This window comes from Pseudomonas sp. DE0010, assembly GCF_007680745.1.
Taxonomy (GTDB): domain Bacteria; phylum Pseudomonadota; class Gammaproteobacteria; order Pseudomonadales; family Pseudomonadaceae; genus Aquipseudomonas; species Aquipseudomonas parafulva_B.
Window position 1 is genome coordinate 153,435 of the sequence record NZ_VEJQ01000005.1, and the last position, 15,580, is coordinate 169,014.

The window sequence follows — 15,580 nt, forward strand, 5'->3', positions numbered from 1 at the left end:
CGTAGCTTGGTAAGCCGTGTCATATCGTTCCTTGTGTTCAAGCGGTAACTGCCTCCAAGCAGCCCCTTAGCGAACCAGGATAGGGTTTGGCACCCCGAAATCAAGATGTGTCACTGCGTGGCGCGACGCTCAGGGAATCACCCCTCGGACAATCAACACAAGAAAATCACTGGCTACCGCGACCTCATCGGGGTGAAATCAACGGCATGGACCTATTCAAGGCTCTGGAGGCGAACGCCGGCGAGCTGTTCAAGCAGGTTGGCCAGATCGCGGACTTGGATCAGCTCACTCTGGCGCTGGCCGGGACCAACATGCAGCAGGGCTTACAGTCGCATCAACTGCCGAACAACGATCACTACCTGTGGTAGAGGGTGACGCGCCCCAGATCATCGGTCGCGCCTCATCAGCACGAAGACTCTCCGTGCCTTTTCCTTCAGAGCTTCAAGGCTGAACCGGTGGGGCTCGCTAAAGCGCCTGAGACAACAACTGTGCATTCGCCGCCTCACCACCCATCCCGGCCAGCCTTGCTGCCAGCTCATACTTTCGAAAAGGTTTGTTGAGCCGAGGCAGGTCCGGATCAATGCCTTCACGTTCTGCGTAGCCGGAGATGATCAGAATCGCAGTGTTGGGCCTGCTATGGCGCACGGCTCTAGCCAGCACCGTCCCACTGATGCCGGGCATGAGATGATCGGTGACGAGCAGGTCGAACTGTTGTTCAGTGTGCATCAATTCCAAGGCCTGTTCACCGGACGCGGCTTCGACCACGCAATATCCCAGCTCAGCCAGCATATACGCCGTACTTGCCCGCACCAGTTCTTCGTCATCCACCAGCAGCACAGTGCCTCGCAGCAGCGGCGACTCCGGGAGTTGCTCGATGCGAAGTGCCTCACTAGGTTCGGTTGTACTGCGAGGGAGCCAAAGCTCTACATTCGTACCCAGGCCTGGAGCGCTATGGAGGGTGAGCGCACCGTTAAGTTGCGAGGCAAGGCCGTGCACCATGGATAAGCCCAGCCCGGTACCTTTGCCGATACCCTTGGTTGAAAAGAATGGCTCGACAGCGTGGGCCAGGGTGGTCGCATCCATGCCAATGCCCGTATCTGCAACCGACAGGCACAGGTACTCGCCTACCGGTAGTTTCGAGCGGTGGCCAATGCCGATCGTTTCCGTACTGGCGGAAATGCGCATCGTGCCGCCTTCAAGCATCGCGTCTCGCGCATTCACCGAAAGGTTAAGCATGGCCATCTCGAGCTGGTTGAGATCCGCAATGGCAGCTGGCAGGTTTGCCGGAACATCGACCACTACCTTGATTTGCGGCCCAATGGTGCTGGCCACAAGGTCGGCCATGCCATTCAATAGCTTCGCCACGTCCACCGAGCTTGTCTGAAGGGGTTGCCGACGTGCGAAGGCAAGCAACCGCTGAACAAGTGTCGTGGCACGTTCTGCCGACTGCATCGCACCAGCGATGAGCCGTTGCTCGCGCTCGCCGCCTACGCCACGGCGCTGGAGCATGTCCAGGGTGCCGACAATAGGGGTGAGCAGGTTGTTGAAGTCGTGAGCGACGCCGCCGGTGAGCTGCCCCATGGCTTCCATCTTCTGGCTTTGACGTAATGCTTTCTGTACTTCTTCACGCTCCGCAATAGCTCTGGCAATCCGCTCTTCCAGGGAAGCGTTGAGCTCTTTGAGCGCGTTTTCGGCGACCTTGCGTGCAGTAATGTCCATCGCCGTTCCGGTCACGCGCAAGCACCGGCCGGCTTGGTCGAAGACGCCACGGCCTTTGGCCGCCACCCAGCGTACGATGCCGTCATTTCGGCCGACGGTTCGATAGTCGACGTCGTAGAGTGCGCGGCGCAGTGGATCGATCGACGCCTCGAAGGCTTCGATCGTTGCCTGGTAGTCGTCAGGATGTAAACCTGCATAAAAATCTTGGAGGGTGACCGGCGCTTCAGCCGAAATCCCGAACATCGCCTTGGTCTGCGAAGGCCATACCAGTGTGTTGTTGATGAAATCCACGTCCCAGAAGCCTACGTCAGCATGGTCAACTGCCAGGCGCAGTCTCTGCTCACTGGACCGAACGGCGCCGTCCGTACGGGAACGGTACACGACCAACCCCACGGTTTGAATCACGAAATCGATGATTTCCATATCTGCGGGCAGTGGTTCCCGGCGCTCGGCGTGGTACAGGACGAAAAGGCCAAGCACTTCGCCCTGGGCTGAACGGATCGATGTAGACCAGCAGGGGTGCAGCCCATGTTCGCAGGTCAAATCGCCGAGGTTGGCCCACCCAGAGCGAGTGCTGATGTCCAATCCCGCCAGAGCGCTCGAGGCAGCCAGTTCCAAGTCGATGGGGGCGCCTGCGAGGGCCTCACGATAAACGCCAGGCAGGCTAGGGCTTGCGCAATACTGGACAAGGCTTATCCGCTCATCAAAGAGCAGGATGCTCCCCACAAAACCTGAAACCGATAGCGCCTCTACCTCGCGAACGATCGCCTCTAGCGTAGTGCTCAGAGGTGTTGATGCGACCGCCAGCGCCAGGATTCGGTTCTGCGCCGCTGTTAGTGCCGCCCCACGGTTACGCGCCTGGGTCAGACGCGCATTTTCGATGGCAATCGTGGCCAGCCGCGCCAGGTTTTCCAACCTTTTGATTGTATCGCGATTGTGGTCTTTGACCTCGGACCAGTAGGCGCCCAAGGCGCCTACCGGAACAGGCCGACCAATGGGCACCATTACAAGACTGCGAACGAATGTCGAGCTGTAGGCTTCGTGAGGTATACGTGAGTCGTGCCGGATGTCACTGATGACCACCGTTTCTTGATGCTGCATGGCCCAGCCTGAAATACAGGAGTCGGCCAGGAAATCCTGCCCCTGCCACAGGGTAGATACTGCGTCTTCAGCAACGTAATAGCATCGGCCCTGATTTTCGATAACGACGGCAATACCTTCAGCCCCTACCGCAGCGCGTGCGTTGTCTCGCAACACCGCCACGACTTCATCCACGGATGAGGCACTGGCCAAACGCTCGCTGGCATTGAGCACGTGGTGGAGGCGGTCATCGCTGGCCGGGTGCTCGGAATCATTGCGCAAACGAATCTCCCAACGGCCACAGCGTCTTGGTCTGTAGTCTGGTCAGTGCGAAAGGGAAGGGGAACGGGGTACCGGCGTTTACTGGCGGGACGCGTAGAAATGGAGTCTCTCAAAAAAAGCCACATCTAGCACTAGCAATGTGGAGAATTCGTCCTGTTAATCACGTTTGCGACGTTACGCCAGCGGCATGCACAAAGCTAAGTTTGTTCCCTTCAATATCCCTGCAATACGCACCGTAATAATCCCGCGCATACTGCGGCCTCAACCCAGGTGCGCCCTCATCCTGAGCACCCATTGCCAACGCTATGCGCCATGCCGCTTGCACCTGATCCTGTGAGTCGGCGGCAAAGCTTATTTGCACGCCGTTTCCCCATGTTGCAGGCAGTCCGTTGAATGGCAGTTGCACATAGAACTGCGGCCACTCCCTGTTCGGACGTTGCCATCCAGCGCCGCAGGGGCCGCCATCATGGTTGTCGGGCATGCGGACAAGCCCTAGGGTGGCAAGTACGGCATCGTAGAACCTGATCATGGCCGGCAGGTCCCGAGCACCTAGCTGAATGTGGCTGAACATAAACACTCCAGAAAATGTGTTGGTCGACAGCAGTTACACACAGCTCATCTGAGAAACGCAATGCCGTCACTCATCCAGCCAGACTCAGCGCCCACGGTGTCCGGCTCCAGATAGCTTCAGTCTCGCTGGTGATGCGGTGTAGAGGCAAGCAGCGCTCATGTGGCCCTCATTTGGCAAATGCCGCAACGATTGCGTCCACTACAACCCTCACCCTTGCCGTGTGCGCCAGGTCCCGATGAAGCACAAGCCAGGCTTCATATGGCGTGGCCCGCTTACGATCAGGCCAAATTCGCACCAAACTGGCATCTCGCTGAGCCATGTATTCCGGCAACTCACCGAGGGCCAAGCCGGCGCGTACGAAGGTTGCCAGCATCAGGCTCGAGTCCAGCTCGGCGACAACACGGCCTGCAGATCTGGGTTCTCCTGCCAGCGTGTCATCCTGACGCTTGGTTACACCTTTCTGGTAGAGGGCGATGTCATGCCCCAGCAGGGCGCTGCCTGGTTCTGGCTCCCCACGCAATTGAAGGTAGCGCTGTGTCGCGTACAGTCCGACAGTCCAGTGAGCCAGCCGTCGTACGATCAGGTCGGGTTGTTCCGGGCGTACCGTGCGCACGGCCACATCGGCCTCCCTGCGCCCCAGGTCCAGTAGTCGGGTAGTCGTGGTCAGAATGACCCGCACCTCAGGATGAGTGGCCCGCAGTTGCTTGATCGCGGGTATGACGAAATCAACGGCCAGCGCATCGGTAGTGGTGACGCGTACCTCACCCGACGGATGAGGGTCGCTACCTTCACCCTGGCGCTCGAAGGAGACGGCCATCCGCTCCATCTCTTCAGCCTTTTGTACGAGCTGTTGCCCAGTGGTGGTCAACGCCAGCCCTCCGGTGCTGCGAAGAAACAGCCGACTGCCCAGGGTTTGCTCAAGCCCCGCCAGCCGCCGACTGACCGTGGTCTGGTCGATGCCCAACGCCGTGGCTGCAGCCCGCAGAGTGCCGGCACGGTGCACTGCGAGGAAGATACGTACGTCATCCCAATTCATCGTGGCACGCTTCCTGAAAATGCAAATATGCAGCCCTGGGCTGCGATTACATGCATTTTCGCATTGATGCTAGCTACCTAACATAGCGGGCTTCGTTCACCTTTCGATCATGCAGCCGGCCCAAGCCGGATGCCCGGGAGCACAATGCCTCGCTTATCCTTCATCCTGACAGTCGCCATGCTGAGCGCCTTCGGCCTCGTCGCCTCGGATATCTATCTACCCGCGATGCCCGGCATGGCCACTGAATTTGGCATTGCCAATGGGCAAATGCCGCAAACCGTCTCGTTCTATCTGCTGGCACTGGCCTTTGCGCAGTTGGCTTATGGCCCAATGTCAGACCGACAAGGACGCAAGCCGGTGCTGCTTGCCGGTGGCGTTCTCTATCTACTGGGCTCCGTGGGCTGCGCGCTGTCCAGCAGCTACATGGGCTTCATCGCGTGGCGCATGGTGGAAGCGGTGGGCGCGGCGGCGGGGCTGGTGATTGGACGTGCGTTGATCGCCGACACCTGCGACAAGCGAACCTCGGCGAAAGTCTATGCCGTGATTTACCCCCTCGTATCACTCTCGCCGGCCTTGGCCCCGGCAATCGGTGGGCACTTGGCCGTCGCATTCGGCTGGCGAGCCGACTTTCTGCTCGTCGCAGCATTCGGGGCGGTAGCGCTGCTTTTGGCGCTGTTTGTAATACCTGAAACGCTACCGGTCGCGGCGCGGACCAGGAACGCCCCCTTTGCGGGTTTTAGCCGTGTGCTGGGTGACCGCAGCTTTTGCCGCTACACGTTAGTGGTGTGTTCAATCTATTGTGCCTGGTTCGTTTATCTGACGCAGTCGCCATTCCTTTTCGTACAAGCAGGCTTGAGCGAGGCGCAAAGCGGTTGGCTGTATGTGCCGCTTACCTTGGGTATCATCGGGGCTAACCTGTTGGCCCGGCGGCTGCTTGACCGCTTACCTTACGACCGGATTGTTGCGATCGGCATCACCTGCTTCGTACTAGGGGCCATGGCGTTTCTCCTGGCGTACGCCATGGGGTGGCGCAGCGTTACGGCCGTGGTGCTGCCTATGTGCCTGGTCAGCCTGGCCAATGGGTCATCGCTTTCACTGGCAATCTCAGGTGCTATCGCCGGTGAACATGGGCATGCAGCCACCGCTTCGGGGTTGGTGGGGTTTTGCCAGATTGGCAGCGCAGCCGTTGTGGCGATGGGTGTGAGCGCGGTATTGGGCACAGGTTTCGGTGTGCTCGCCGGGGCGGTGGCGGTGTTGAGCTGTTTGGCATTGTTTGCTTGCATGCCGTCGCTCTTTCGCAAGCAACCGGCGCAGCCAGGGTAGCGTTCGGGCGGGCCTGCGCGCTTAATGCTGGCCCAGCGCTTCGCCCAATTGCGCGTCGTCCAGCAAAGCCTTGGCCATCGCGCAGAGGTAGTGCGAAGCCCAGATCAAGTGCTGTTTGTTTTCCATCAGGCCGTCAAGGGTCATGTCCCGAGCGTAACCCATCAGCTCCGAAGCCTGCTCGCGGGCCATCTCACAGGGTATACCGGGCTCGATACGAAAGAGAGGGCTTGTTTGGTCGGTGCCCTGATAGAAGGTGGTTTGGCCAACGGTGAACTTGGTTTCTTCTCCAGACATCTTCGTTTTCCCCACGAGGGTGCGGTGCTTGGGCGAGCCACATCGCCGGCGAACCCGCACCCGGTGGGGGGAGCAGACGGTTCGCCATACGAGCGGGTTTTTCAACAGCTACGGGTCAATGGCAGATCGGATGCTTCGGACGCACTTGGACATGCGCTACCGCAGACTCGAGCAGAGCTTTCAGCGTTTCGAGCTCATGCAGAGAGGTCAGCATCAGCACCGAAGAGGGCGACCTGGAACCCAGTGACAAGGCCTGTTGCACTACTGCGGCCGCGCACGTAGCGTACTCGGTGGCCTGGATCAAAATGTCTTCTAGGCAGGCATTGTGGGAAGGGGGATCGGGGACGATCTTGAGCATGGTTCAACTCCAACGTAGGAAGTGGAGCCGCCTCACTGTTGCTGTCAAACAATAGGGTGGCAGCTGTACGCGGGTTGACAGACCGAGACGTTGGCACTCGGCGCACCACAGGGGTGCCCACACGTACAGCCACCATAGAAAGTGTGCACCTGAAGGCAACGTCAGCGATCTGTCAAAACCGGTCGCTGAATTGGCAGCGACCTGGCGAGACTAGAATTCACACCGTTCATGTGCAACAAAAAATGGGGGCAACGAGTATCTTTGGGAAATGGCCTACAGGGAAGGGCTTAAATCTGATTTTTTCGCAATGCGCTCGCTGCACCGTCACCGAAACGACGCCTGCGATGATTGAACGCACGCACCTGGCACGTCCACCTTTGTCCAATACCTTGGTAGGTTCGCATAGGGGCAACATGGACCACGAGTCAGTACCTGAAACCACTATCACTCCAGACCAGGGCCGGTCATGACTTATCACAAGCGCATACCTTCACTCCTTATCATTTTTTGTGCAGCCTCGTTTACTGCCTGTGTGCCGTGGAAACGGGAGCGCGCAGCGTACGCAGATCTTTGCGAAACGAAGCACGAATTCCAGGTCGCAGGCCTGCCAAACGGCGGCCCCATCCACCTCGAAACCTACCTTTATGACTACCGCGCGCGCTGGCGCGACGAACCCTTCAAGCAGGTGCTGCATGTACAGTACCCGGGGGAAACCTACCCACGACCGGAATTCTATGTACAACTGATCGCATACAACGAGGGGCGTCAGCGGCCGGCGTCCGGAGCTACACGCGGGGCCGCGCCGATACCGATCCTCTATGACAGCCGCCAGGCGTTCGTTACCCTCAATGACGGTTCGCGATTGAATGCCAGGCCCGAGCTTTATCTGGGTGGCCCGGTGTACGACTATCCCGCATTTTCGCCACAGCAGGCGCGGCCTTCGCCGTATGACATCAACGCCGACGAAGTGCACAGCAACATTCCGAAGATCACCAACAACAAGCGCTACGGGTCCGTATATGTGATTTTCCCGACGGACAAGTTCGACGCCGAGTCCAAGTGGACCATTCACCTGGGTAATCTGCAGGTGCAGGGCCAGGACGTCGCCATTCCACCGTTGCAGCTGTGCTATCACCCGGTCAAGAAGTGGATTGGGATCGAGCCGCTGATGCGGCCCTGAGCGGACGTGGGTCGGATGTAACGTGACCCAGCGATTTGAGGCGGCATTGTGCCGTTAGGGGCTGGCGTCCCGGCAAAATGGCGGGATTGAGCTGGTGCAGGCGCGGTCGTAACCCATCCGGGGTTGCCATGCAGCCCCGGATGTAGCAGTCACTATAGCCGGCAGGGGCTGTGCCCCCGCCACCCCTCAGAAGCGAACCGTGATGCCTGCATTGACCGAATGGAACCGTGTATCAGAGCCAAACTGCCCTTGATACGACAGCCCTACATCAGTCTGACGGTTCAGCTGTACCTTTGCCCCCACTTCAGTGAGTGCCACGTTTCGCGTCTGCGCAATCCCTTGCACCTCGAAGTTCGGTCCACCGGCAAACGCCTGCTCATTGCGTGGGTCCAGGTCGCCGTAGGCCCGGCGCCAGCCCAGCGAGCCGAACAGCTGCGTATCGTGATTGGCCACACGTGTGTGGGTCGAAGCCCGCATGCCGACCGTGGAGAACCAGGTGTCCTGTTTCTCGCTCGATACGTTCAGCGCCGCTGCGCCGCCCTTTTCGCGGAAACGGTCGGCGTCGTAGTTCACGTAGGACACCCCTACGAACGGCTCCAACGCCACCGCGCCCAGGCCGATGCGGTAGGCCGCCTCGCCACTGGCTTGCAGCGTATTGGCGTCGCGCTTGCCCTTGAGGTGGTCGCTGTAACCGGCAAACGCCACGTTGCGGCTGCTGTCGAGCTTGTGCCAGGTGTAGCCCACATCTGCACTCAGGCGCAGCGCGTCGATCTGGGCGCCGGTGTACAGGCCCAGGTGATAGTTGTCACTGTGGCCCTTGGCATCGCGGTCATCGGCATCGAACTTGGAGCGGCTGTAACCGCCGTACACGCCGGCACGCCAGTCCTGGGTAATGCTGCCGTCCGCGCCGATCAGCACACCACCGGTGCGTTGGTGCAGGCCGCTGGCGCCGCTGTTGCCATCGAGCTTCGACCAATTGCCGAACACTTGCGCCCACGCGCCGCCTTGCGCCTCGGGGGTGGCCGGCATCAGGTTCGATGCCCCTGGCGGCATGCGCACGGTGTTGGTGTCCAGCAGGCCGCGTACGCGGGTGCCGAGCACGCCCGACACGACTTGACTGTTGGCAATGAGCGCGGTGCCCGTACTGCTGTGGTAATCACCGGACAGTTGGTCGATGGCATCGCGGGCATTGGCTGCATCCAGTACCAGCAAGTTGTTGTACAGGCGCAGCGGATCGCCGCTCTGTTGCAATGCACTCAGGGCGCCCGCCGTATTCCACTGGTTCTGTGTGAGCGCCACAGTCTGGAAGATGCCCGGGCTGCCTGTGGTTGGCGGTTGCACCGGCGGCTGAACGGGTGGCTGTACCGGTGGTTCTACTGGGGGCTCGACCGGCGGCTGTACCGGGGGCTCGACAGGCGGTTCTACAGGCGGCTGCACCGGGGGTTCAACAGGCGGCTCGACCGGCGGCTGCACGGGCGGCTGCACCGGGGGCTCTACAGGCGGCTGTACCGGCGGCTCCACGGGAGGCTCTACAGGCGGCTCCACGGGTGGTTCAACAGGCGGTGTAGTGCCTTTCTGCGCAATGGTCAGGTTCAGCTCATTGGCGGTGCGCTGCAGGCTGACATTGAGAAATGCCGAGTTGGTAAACGCTTGCGCATACGCGGTACCTGCCGCTGCGCCCTCCACCACGCCGCCCTGTGCAGCCAGCAGGGTGTAGGTTTGCCCAGTCTGGTAGCTTTGAGCGTCGTTGAGGGTGGTCACGTCCACACGCGTACCGCGCAAGGTGGCGCTGCCGCTCACGTTGACGCGGTCCGAGCCGCCATTGCCAGCAATATCGGCGGCGTACCTGGAGCCTTCTGCCATGTCCAGGTCGCCCTTGATGTTCAAGGTGCCCAGTGCTGCTTCACCTGGCGACAGCGTACCGCCCGAGGCCACTTGCGTGCTCCCGACCTGCCCGTTACCCGCCAGCACGCCACCGGCCAAGACTTGGGCACGGTTGCTGTAGTTGCCTGAAGCGTCGGTATGCCCAACGGTGCCGTTGACCACCAAGGTGCCGTTGCCCACGCTCAGCAATGATGTGCCTCGTGGGTTGGTCTGGTCCACGTCGCCGCCCAGTACCAACCGCCCGCCACGTACCACCATGCTCCCCGAAAGGCCGGTCAGGTCGCCGCCCAAGGTGGTGTCGCCGCTGAACGCGTACACACGGCCAGCGCCACTGATGCGGTTGTTCACTTGCAGGTTGCTGTCGGTGTGGTTGAACGCCAGCGCACCGCTGCCGGCGCCGAAGCGAATGGCGGTTTGCGGGTCGAGGCGGCCCGCCGCCTGGGCGGTACCGGCGCTGATGGCATCGATGTCGGTACGCGCATCGTCCCGCACGACGGCGCCACCGATGCTGAGCGTGCCACGGGCGGCGGAGTTGATGCTGGTCAGCTCGCTGATGTCGATCCCGTCGGTGCTGCTCAGCTCGGCGCCGTTGGACAAGGTCAGGATGGTGCTGGAAGTCGTGGTGCCCAGTGTCATGGCACGCGTGGCCAGGCGGGTGCCTTCACCGGAGACATTGACCTGGGTGTTGCGGCTGACATTGGCCGAGCCCAGCGCCATGGAGTCGCTGGTCAACACGGCGCCGTCGCTCAGGCTCAGGTCGTTGCGGTTTCTGAAGGTGCCGGTGTTGTCCCAGCGAGTGCCAGCGCCCGACAGTTCGCTGATCGAGTTGATGGCCACACGCTCACTGACCAGTTGCCCGCCATCCTTGAGGTTGATGCGCGAGTCGTACAGGAACACGCCCCCCGAGGTGACGTTGACCGTGTCCACCTTCGAGCCCTGGCCGCTGACCAGCAGGTTGGCCCGGGACAGTGCGTTGCCGGCATTGCCATTGTCGCTCAACTGCAGGTCCCGGACCGACACCTGCCCGCCGCCAAGCACGTTGAGGGTACCTTGCCCGGCGCCGCCGATCACGATGGTGTTGCCCAGCACTGCGCCGGTGCGTGGCACGTTCCAACGTGTACCAGGGCCCTGTACGACGACCGTGGCCATGGCCGTACTGGCAGCGTCGTTGGTGGACGATCCACCGATCCGGCCGCCGAAGCTGGTGACCTGGGCGCCATTGTTGAGGGTAAGGGTGGACGGCGTGCCGTTGCTGGGGCGCAGCACCACAGCGCCATCAATGCCTCGGTCGCTGCTGAACGTGTCCTGACCGCTGTCGAGCACGTAGTCGGCTGCGTACGCGCCGGGGGCCATGGCGAGCGTGATCGCGAAGGTGAGGGGGGATAACTTGAATAAGGGGTTCATAACGACTCCGGAGACTCCATGAGATGCCACCAGCGTGGCCACCGCGCCCCAAGGGCTTGGCGTTCCTGTGTACGGCGGTTAACAGGGGGAGTATCGGGAGCGACCCAAGACGGAGAAATAGTACGGATGTGCTAGTGGAGCGGCCAACGTGACGTACTGCACACTTCGAAGTCACAAGTGGCCGATTCGCCACGTTCAAAGGCTGTTACGCCAATGATGGCCTTGTGGTTATGTTTATTGGCGCTCAGCTCGCCGGGTCTTGCCCCAGTACCTTGCTCAGCGCCAGGCGGGCATCTTCGAGCTGCACCAGGGAGGCATGCCGGGCGCCGAGGGCGTCGCCGTTCTGGATAGCCGTCAAAATGGCTTTGTGCCGGGGGAGGGCGAGCTCATCGAAATTCGGACGCTGGTTGGAAAAGCGCACCGATTCGCGCAACGCCATCGACAGCATGTTGCACAGGTAGGCGAGCAGGTCATTGTGGGTGGCATCGGCGATACGGGCGTGAAAGTCCAGGTCTGGCTGCAGCCGCTCGTCTGGCGTGCGCGCCGCTTCCATTCGCTGGTAGGCCTCGCCGATCGACGCCACGTCCTCTGGCGTGGCACTGGTGGCTGCCAGGGCAGCAGCAGCAGGCTCTATGACCCAGCGTACGCTGGACAGGGTGTTGAAGAACTCCTGTTGCGGCGTTGCCTGCATCAGCCAGTGCAGCACATCGGGGTCGAGCATGTGCCAGTCATGGCGCGGCCTGACCAGGGTGCCGACCCGGGGGCGCGCTTCGACCAGGCCCTTGGCCGTCAGGGCACGCATGGCCTCACGAAACACCGGCCGACTGATCGCGTAGGTTTCGCACAGGCTTGCCTCGGACGGCAGCTTCTGCCCTGGGGCGAGTTGACCGGACACAATCTGCAGGCCCAGGTCCTGGACCAAGGTCGCGTGCATGCTCTTGCGCGTTGAGGGCTGGCGGTAATTCATGAGGGGTGTGCGAGGTCCTTCTGGCGGGGCTCGCATCATAGCACTGATGGATGCAGGGCTGTTTTGCAGCGCCTTGATGGCGGACAGAGGGGGCTGGCGGGCCTCGGCTCTCTGGCGGGCGCGGAGCTCTCGGTGCATAGACAGCTCCACGGCGTTCAAGCGGCAAGCGGCATCAGCGCCCTTGTGCCGTTCAGCCAGTCACGGTCCCGCTTAGCGTGATGTCCTCTGGGCTAGTGAGAGTGCTTAGGCACCGCCGCCCCGCGGCAGCCGACGAGAAAGTCGAAGTCGCAGCCCTCATCGGCCTGCATCACATGGTCCAGGTAGAGCTTGGCATACCCCCCGGTGATCAGCTGTGGCGGTGGCTGCAGATCCGCCAGGCGACCGGCCAGTTCCTGCTCGTCGATGTCCAGGTGCAAGCGGCCTTGCTGGCAGTCCAGTTCGATCCAGTCCCCTTCGCGTACCACGGCCAGGGGCCCACCTGCGGCTGCTTCCGGCGCAACGTGCAGCACCACGGTCCCATAGGCCGTGCCACTCATGCGCGCGTCGGAGATGCGCACCATGTCGGTTACACCCTGGGCAAGCAACTTGGCCGGCAGCCCCATGTTGCCCACCTCGGCCATGCCGGGATAACCCTTGGGTCCGCAATACTTCATCACCAGGATCGAGTTGGCGTCCACATCAAGGTCCGGGTCGTTGATGCGGGCCTTGTAGTCTTCGAAGTGCTCGAAGACCACGGCGCGCCCCCGATGCTGCATCAGCGCCGGGGTGGCCGCCGATGGCTTGAGCACTGCGCCCTTGGGCGCCAGGTTGCCCCGCAGGATACAGATACCGCCGTCGGCAACTAGCGGTTTGTCCAGCGGGCGGATGACTTCCTCATCATAAAGTGGTGCGGTGTGGCAGTTGTCCCACAGGCTCTTGCCGTTTGCGGTCAGCGCACTCGGGTTGGGCAACAAACCATGCTCCCCCAAGCGCCGGATCACGGCCGGCAGACCGCCCGCGTAATAGAACTCCTCCATCAGGAAACGCCCCGAAGGTTGCAGGTCGACCAGCGTCGGCGTACCACGTCCCACCCGCGTCCAGTCCTCCAGTTGCAGGTCGACGCCAATGCGTCCGGCAATGGCCTTGAGGTGAATCACCGCGTTGGTCGAGCCGCCAATGGCGGCGTTCACCCGGATGGCATTTTCGAAGGCTTCGCGGGTGAGGATTTTCGACAGTCGCAAGTCTTCGCGCACCATGTCGACGATGCGCATACCCGACAAGTGCGCCAACACGTAACGGCGTGCGTCCACGGCAGGGATGGCGGCATTGTGCGGCAGCGAGGTGCCCAGCGCCTCAGCCATGCAGGCCATGGTCGAAGCCGTACCCATGGTGTTGCAGGTGCCGGCTGAGCGCGACATGCCCGCCTCGGCGGAGAGGAATTCGTTCAGGTCGATGTGGCCGGCCTTATAGGCCTCATGCATCTGCCACACGATAGTGCCGGCGCCAATATCCTTGCCTTTGTGCTTGCCGTTGAGCATTGGCCCGCCGGTCACCACGATGGCCGGAACGTCGCAGCTGGCAGCGCCCATCAGCAACGCAGGCGTGGTCTTGTCGCAACCGGTCAGCAGTACCACGGCATCGACCGGGTTCCCGCGAATGGCTTCTTCCACATCCATGCTCGCCAGGTTGCGCGTGAGCATGGCCGTGGGGCGCAGGTTGGATTCGCCGCTGGAGAACACCGGGAATTCCACCGGGAAGCCGCCTGCTTCCAGCACGCCTTTCTTGACGTGCTCGGCGATCTTGCGGAAATGCGCGTTGCACGGGGTCAGCTCCGACCAGGTGTTGCAGATGCCGATAATCGGTTTGCCCTGGAACTCGTGGTCCGGAATGCCTTGGTTCTTCATCCAGCTGCGGTACATGAACCCGTTCTTGTCGGCGGTACCGAACCATTGGGCGGAGCGCAGCGACGGCTTGCTATCGGACATGATGAACACCTTATTAGTATTACTATTTATCGTTATGGTGCTCAATGTATCGTCAAAAAACCAACCTGTGAAGGGTTGTTGTTTTAAATAGTAATACTATATGATCGATTTCCTAGGTCAGCGGTCTGCCAAAAAACCTCGGCCTGGTGTTGTACCCATTACAAGAACAATTGGAGACATCGCCATGATTCAGGAGCAGCGGCTCGTCCGCCTGATCACACTCAAGCTCATCCCTTTTCTGGTTCTGTTGTACCTGGTGGCTTATGTCGATCGCTCGGCGGTCGGCTTTGCCAAGCTGCACATGGGCGCCGACATTGGCCTGGGCGACGCGGCCTATGGCCTGGGCGCCGGGTTGTTCTTCATCGGCTATTTTCTGTTCGAAGTGCCGAGCAACCTGCTGCTGGACCGCTTTGGCGCACGCCGCTGGTTCGCGCGCATCCTGCTCACGTGGGGCGCCATCACCATTGGCATGGCATTCGTGACCGGGCCGAACGGCTTCTATGTGATGCGCTTTCTGCTAGGGGCAGCCGAGGCGGGTTTCTTCCCGGGGGTGCTGTACTACATCACCCAGTGGTACCCGGTGCGGCATCGCGGCAAAATCCTGGGCTTGTTCATTCTTTCCCAACCGTTGGCGATGCTGGTCACAGGGCCGCTTTCCGGCGCATTGCTGGGCCTGGACGGCACCTATGGCCTGCACGGCTGGCAATGGCTGTTCATCTGCATCGGGACCCCTGCGGTGCTGTTGGCCTGGCCCACCCTGCGCCTGTTGCCAGATGGCCCGGCCAAGGTGCGCTGGCTCAGCGACGCGCAACGCACCTGGTTGCAGGAGCAGCTGGCCAATGACCTGCGTGAATACGGCCAGACCCGCCACGGCAACCCGTTGCATGCACTCAAAGACAGCCGGGTGCTGCTGTTGGCGTTGTTCTACCTGCCCATGACCCTGAGCATCTACGGCCTTGGGTTGTGGCTGCCCACCTTGATCCACCAGTTCGGCGGCAGCGACCTGGTCACCGGCTTCGTGTCGGCGGTGCCCTACCTGTTCGGCATCATTGGTTTGCTGGTCGTGCCACGCAGCTCGGACCGCCTCAATGACCGTTACGGTCATCTGGGTCTGCTGTACGCCCTGGCCGCAGTGGGGCTGTTTCTCAGTGCCTGGTTGAGCGTGCCGGCCTTGCAACTGGCGGCGTTATGCCTGGTGGCGTTCGCCTTGTTCTCGTGCACGGCGATCTTCTGGACCCTGCCTGGGCGGTTTTTCTCCGGGGCCAGCGCCGCGGCCGGCATCGCCCTGATCAACTCGATCGGCAACCTGGGCGGCTACCTGGGCCCATTTGGCATCGGCGCCTTGAAAGAACACACGGGGCACCTGTCGTCCGGGCTGTATTTCCTGGCCTTGGTCACCGTGTTCGGGGTGCTGCTTACCGGAATTGTCTACGCCCGCCTGGAGCGTCGACAGCGTGATGCATCCACCCAGGTGGCTGGCGCCTCCCGATAATTTTTCGCAACCGACAAGCGAGTACG

Annotated in this window: 11 protein-coding genes and 1 pseudogene; 4 read left to right on the plus strand and 8 right to left on the minus strand. The window is 61.4% G+C overall.

What is annotated here, in order from left to right; all coding sequences use genetic code 11:
- Positions 1-105 precede the first annotated feature (105 nt).
- Positions 106-368 (plus strand): annotated as a pseudogene (locus FS767_RS06045) (hypothetical protein).
- A 97-nt stretch (positions 369-465) separates the two neighbouring features.
- Here FS767_RS06045 and FS767_RS06050 read toward each other — a convergent pair.
- The 3 genes from FS767_RS06050 to FS767_RS06060 form a co-directional block, all read right to left on the minus strand.
- Complete coding sequence (locus FS767_RS06050; protein WP_371921575.1) at positions 466-2,976, minus strand: ATP-binding protein; 2,511 nt, start codon at positions 2,974-2,976, stop codon at positions 466-468.
- A 265-nt stretch (positions 2,977-3,241) separates the two neighbouring features.
- Positions 3,242-3,652 (minus strand): VOC family protein, encoded by a 411-nt coding sequence (locus FS767_RS06055; protein WP_144964565.1) that lies wholly within the window; start codon positions 3,650-3,652, stop codon positions 3,242-3,244.
- A 166-nt stretch (positions 3,653-3,818) separates the two neighbouring features.
- A complete protein-coding gene (locus FS767_RS06060) occupies positions 3,819-4,688 on the minus strand; it encodes a LysR family transcriptional regulator (protein WP_144964566.1) in 870 nt (289 codons plus the stop codon).
- Positions 4,689-4,832: 144 nt separating this feature from the next.
- On the opposite strand from FS767_RS06060, the gene FS767_RS06065 reads away from it, so the two are divergent.
- A complete protein-coding gene (locus tag FS767_RS06065; RefSeq protein WP_144964567.1) occupies positions 4,833-6,011 on the plus strand; it encodes a multidrug effflux MFS transporter in 1,179 nt (392 codons plus the stop codon).
- A 21-nt stretch (positions 6,012-6,032) separates the two neighbouring features.
- Here the strand turns inward: FS767_RS06065 and FS767_RS06070 are convergent, their stop codons facing one another.
- Positions 6,033-6,305 (minus strand): DUF3077 domain-containing protein, encoded by a 273-nt coding sequence (locus tag FS767_RS06070; RefSeq protein ID WP_058603332.1) that lies wholly within the window; start codon positions 6,303-6,305, stop codon positions 6,033-6,035.
- 115 nt (positions 6,306-6,420) lie between these two features.
- Positions 6,421-6,663, minus strand: coding sequence for a hypothetical protein (locus FS767_RS06075; RefSeq protein WP_144964568.1), 243 nt, complete (start codon positions 6,661-6,663; stop codon positions 6,421-6,423).
- Between the two features lie 466 nt (positions 6,664-7,129).
- Here FS767_RS06075 and FS767_RS06080 point away from each other — a divergent pair, with 466 nt between their 5' ends.
- Positions 7,130-7,843: a hypothetical protein gene (locus tag FS767_RS06080; RefSeq protein ID WP_144964569.1), complete on the plus strand. Its 714-nt coding sequence runs from the start codon at positions 7,130-7,132 to the stop codon at positions 7,841-7,843.
- 186 nt (positions 7,844-8,029) lie between these two features.
- On the opposite strand, the gene FS767_RS06085 is transcribed toward FS767_RS06080, so the two are convergent.
- From FS767_RS06085 to FS767_RS06095, 3 genes are all read right to left on the minus strand, one after another.
- On the minus strand, positions 8,030-11,050 hold the full coding sequence (locus FS767_RS06085) for an autotransporter domain-containing protein (protein WP_178102717.1): 3,021 nt from the start codon (positions 11,048-11,050) through the stop codon (positions 8,030-8,032).
- Positions 11,051-11,375: 325 nt separating this feature from the next.
- Positions 11,376-12,098, minus strand: a complete 723-nt coding sequence (locus FS767_RS06090; RefSeq protein WP_144964571.1) for a FadR/GntR family transcriptional regulator — start codon at positions 12,096-12,098, stop codon at positions 11,376-11,378.
- Between the two features lie 230 nt (positions 12,099-12,328).
- On the minus strand, positions 12,329-14,062 hold the full coding sequence (locus FS767_RS06095; RefSeq protein WP_144964572.1) for an IlvD/Edd family dehydratase: 1,734 nt from the start codon (positions 14,060-14,062) through the stop codon (positions 12,329-12,331).
- Positions 14,063-14,246: 184 nt separating this feature from the next.
- On the opposite strand from FS767_RS06095, the gene FS767_RS06100 reads away from it, so the two are divergent.
- Positions 14,247-15,554, plus strand: coding sequence for an MFS transporter (locus FS767_RS06100; protein WP_144964573.1), 1,308 nt, complete (start codon positions 14,247-14,249; stop codon positions 15,552-15,554).
- Positions 15,555-15,580 lie beyond the last annotated feature (26 nt).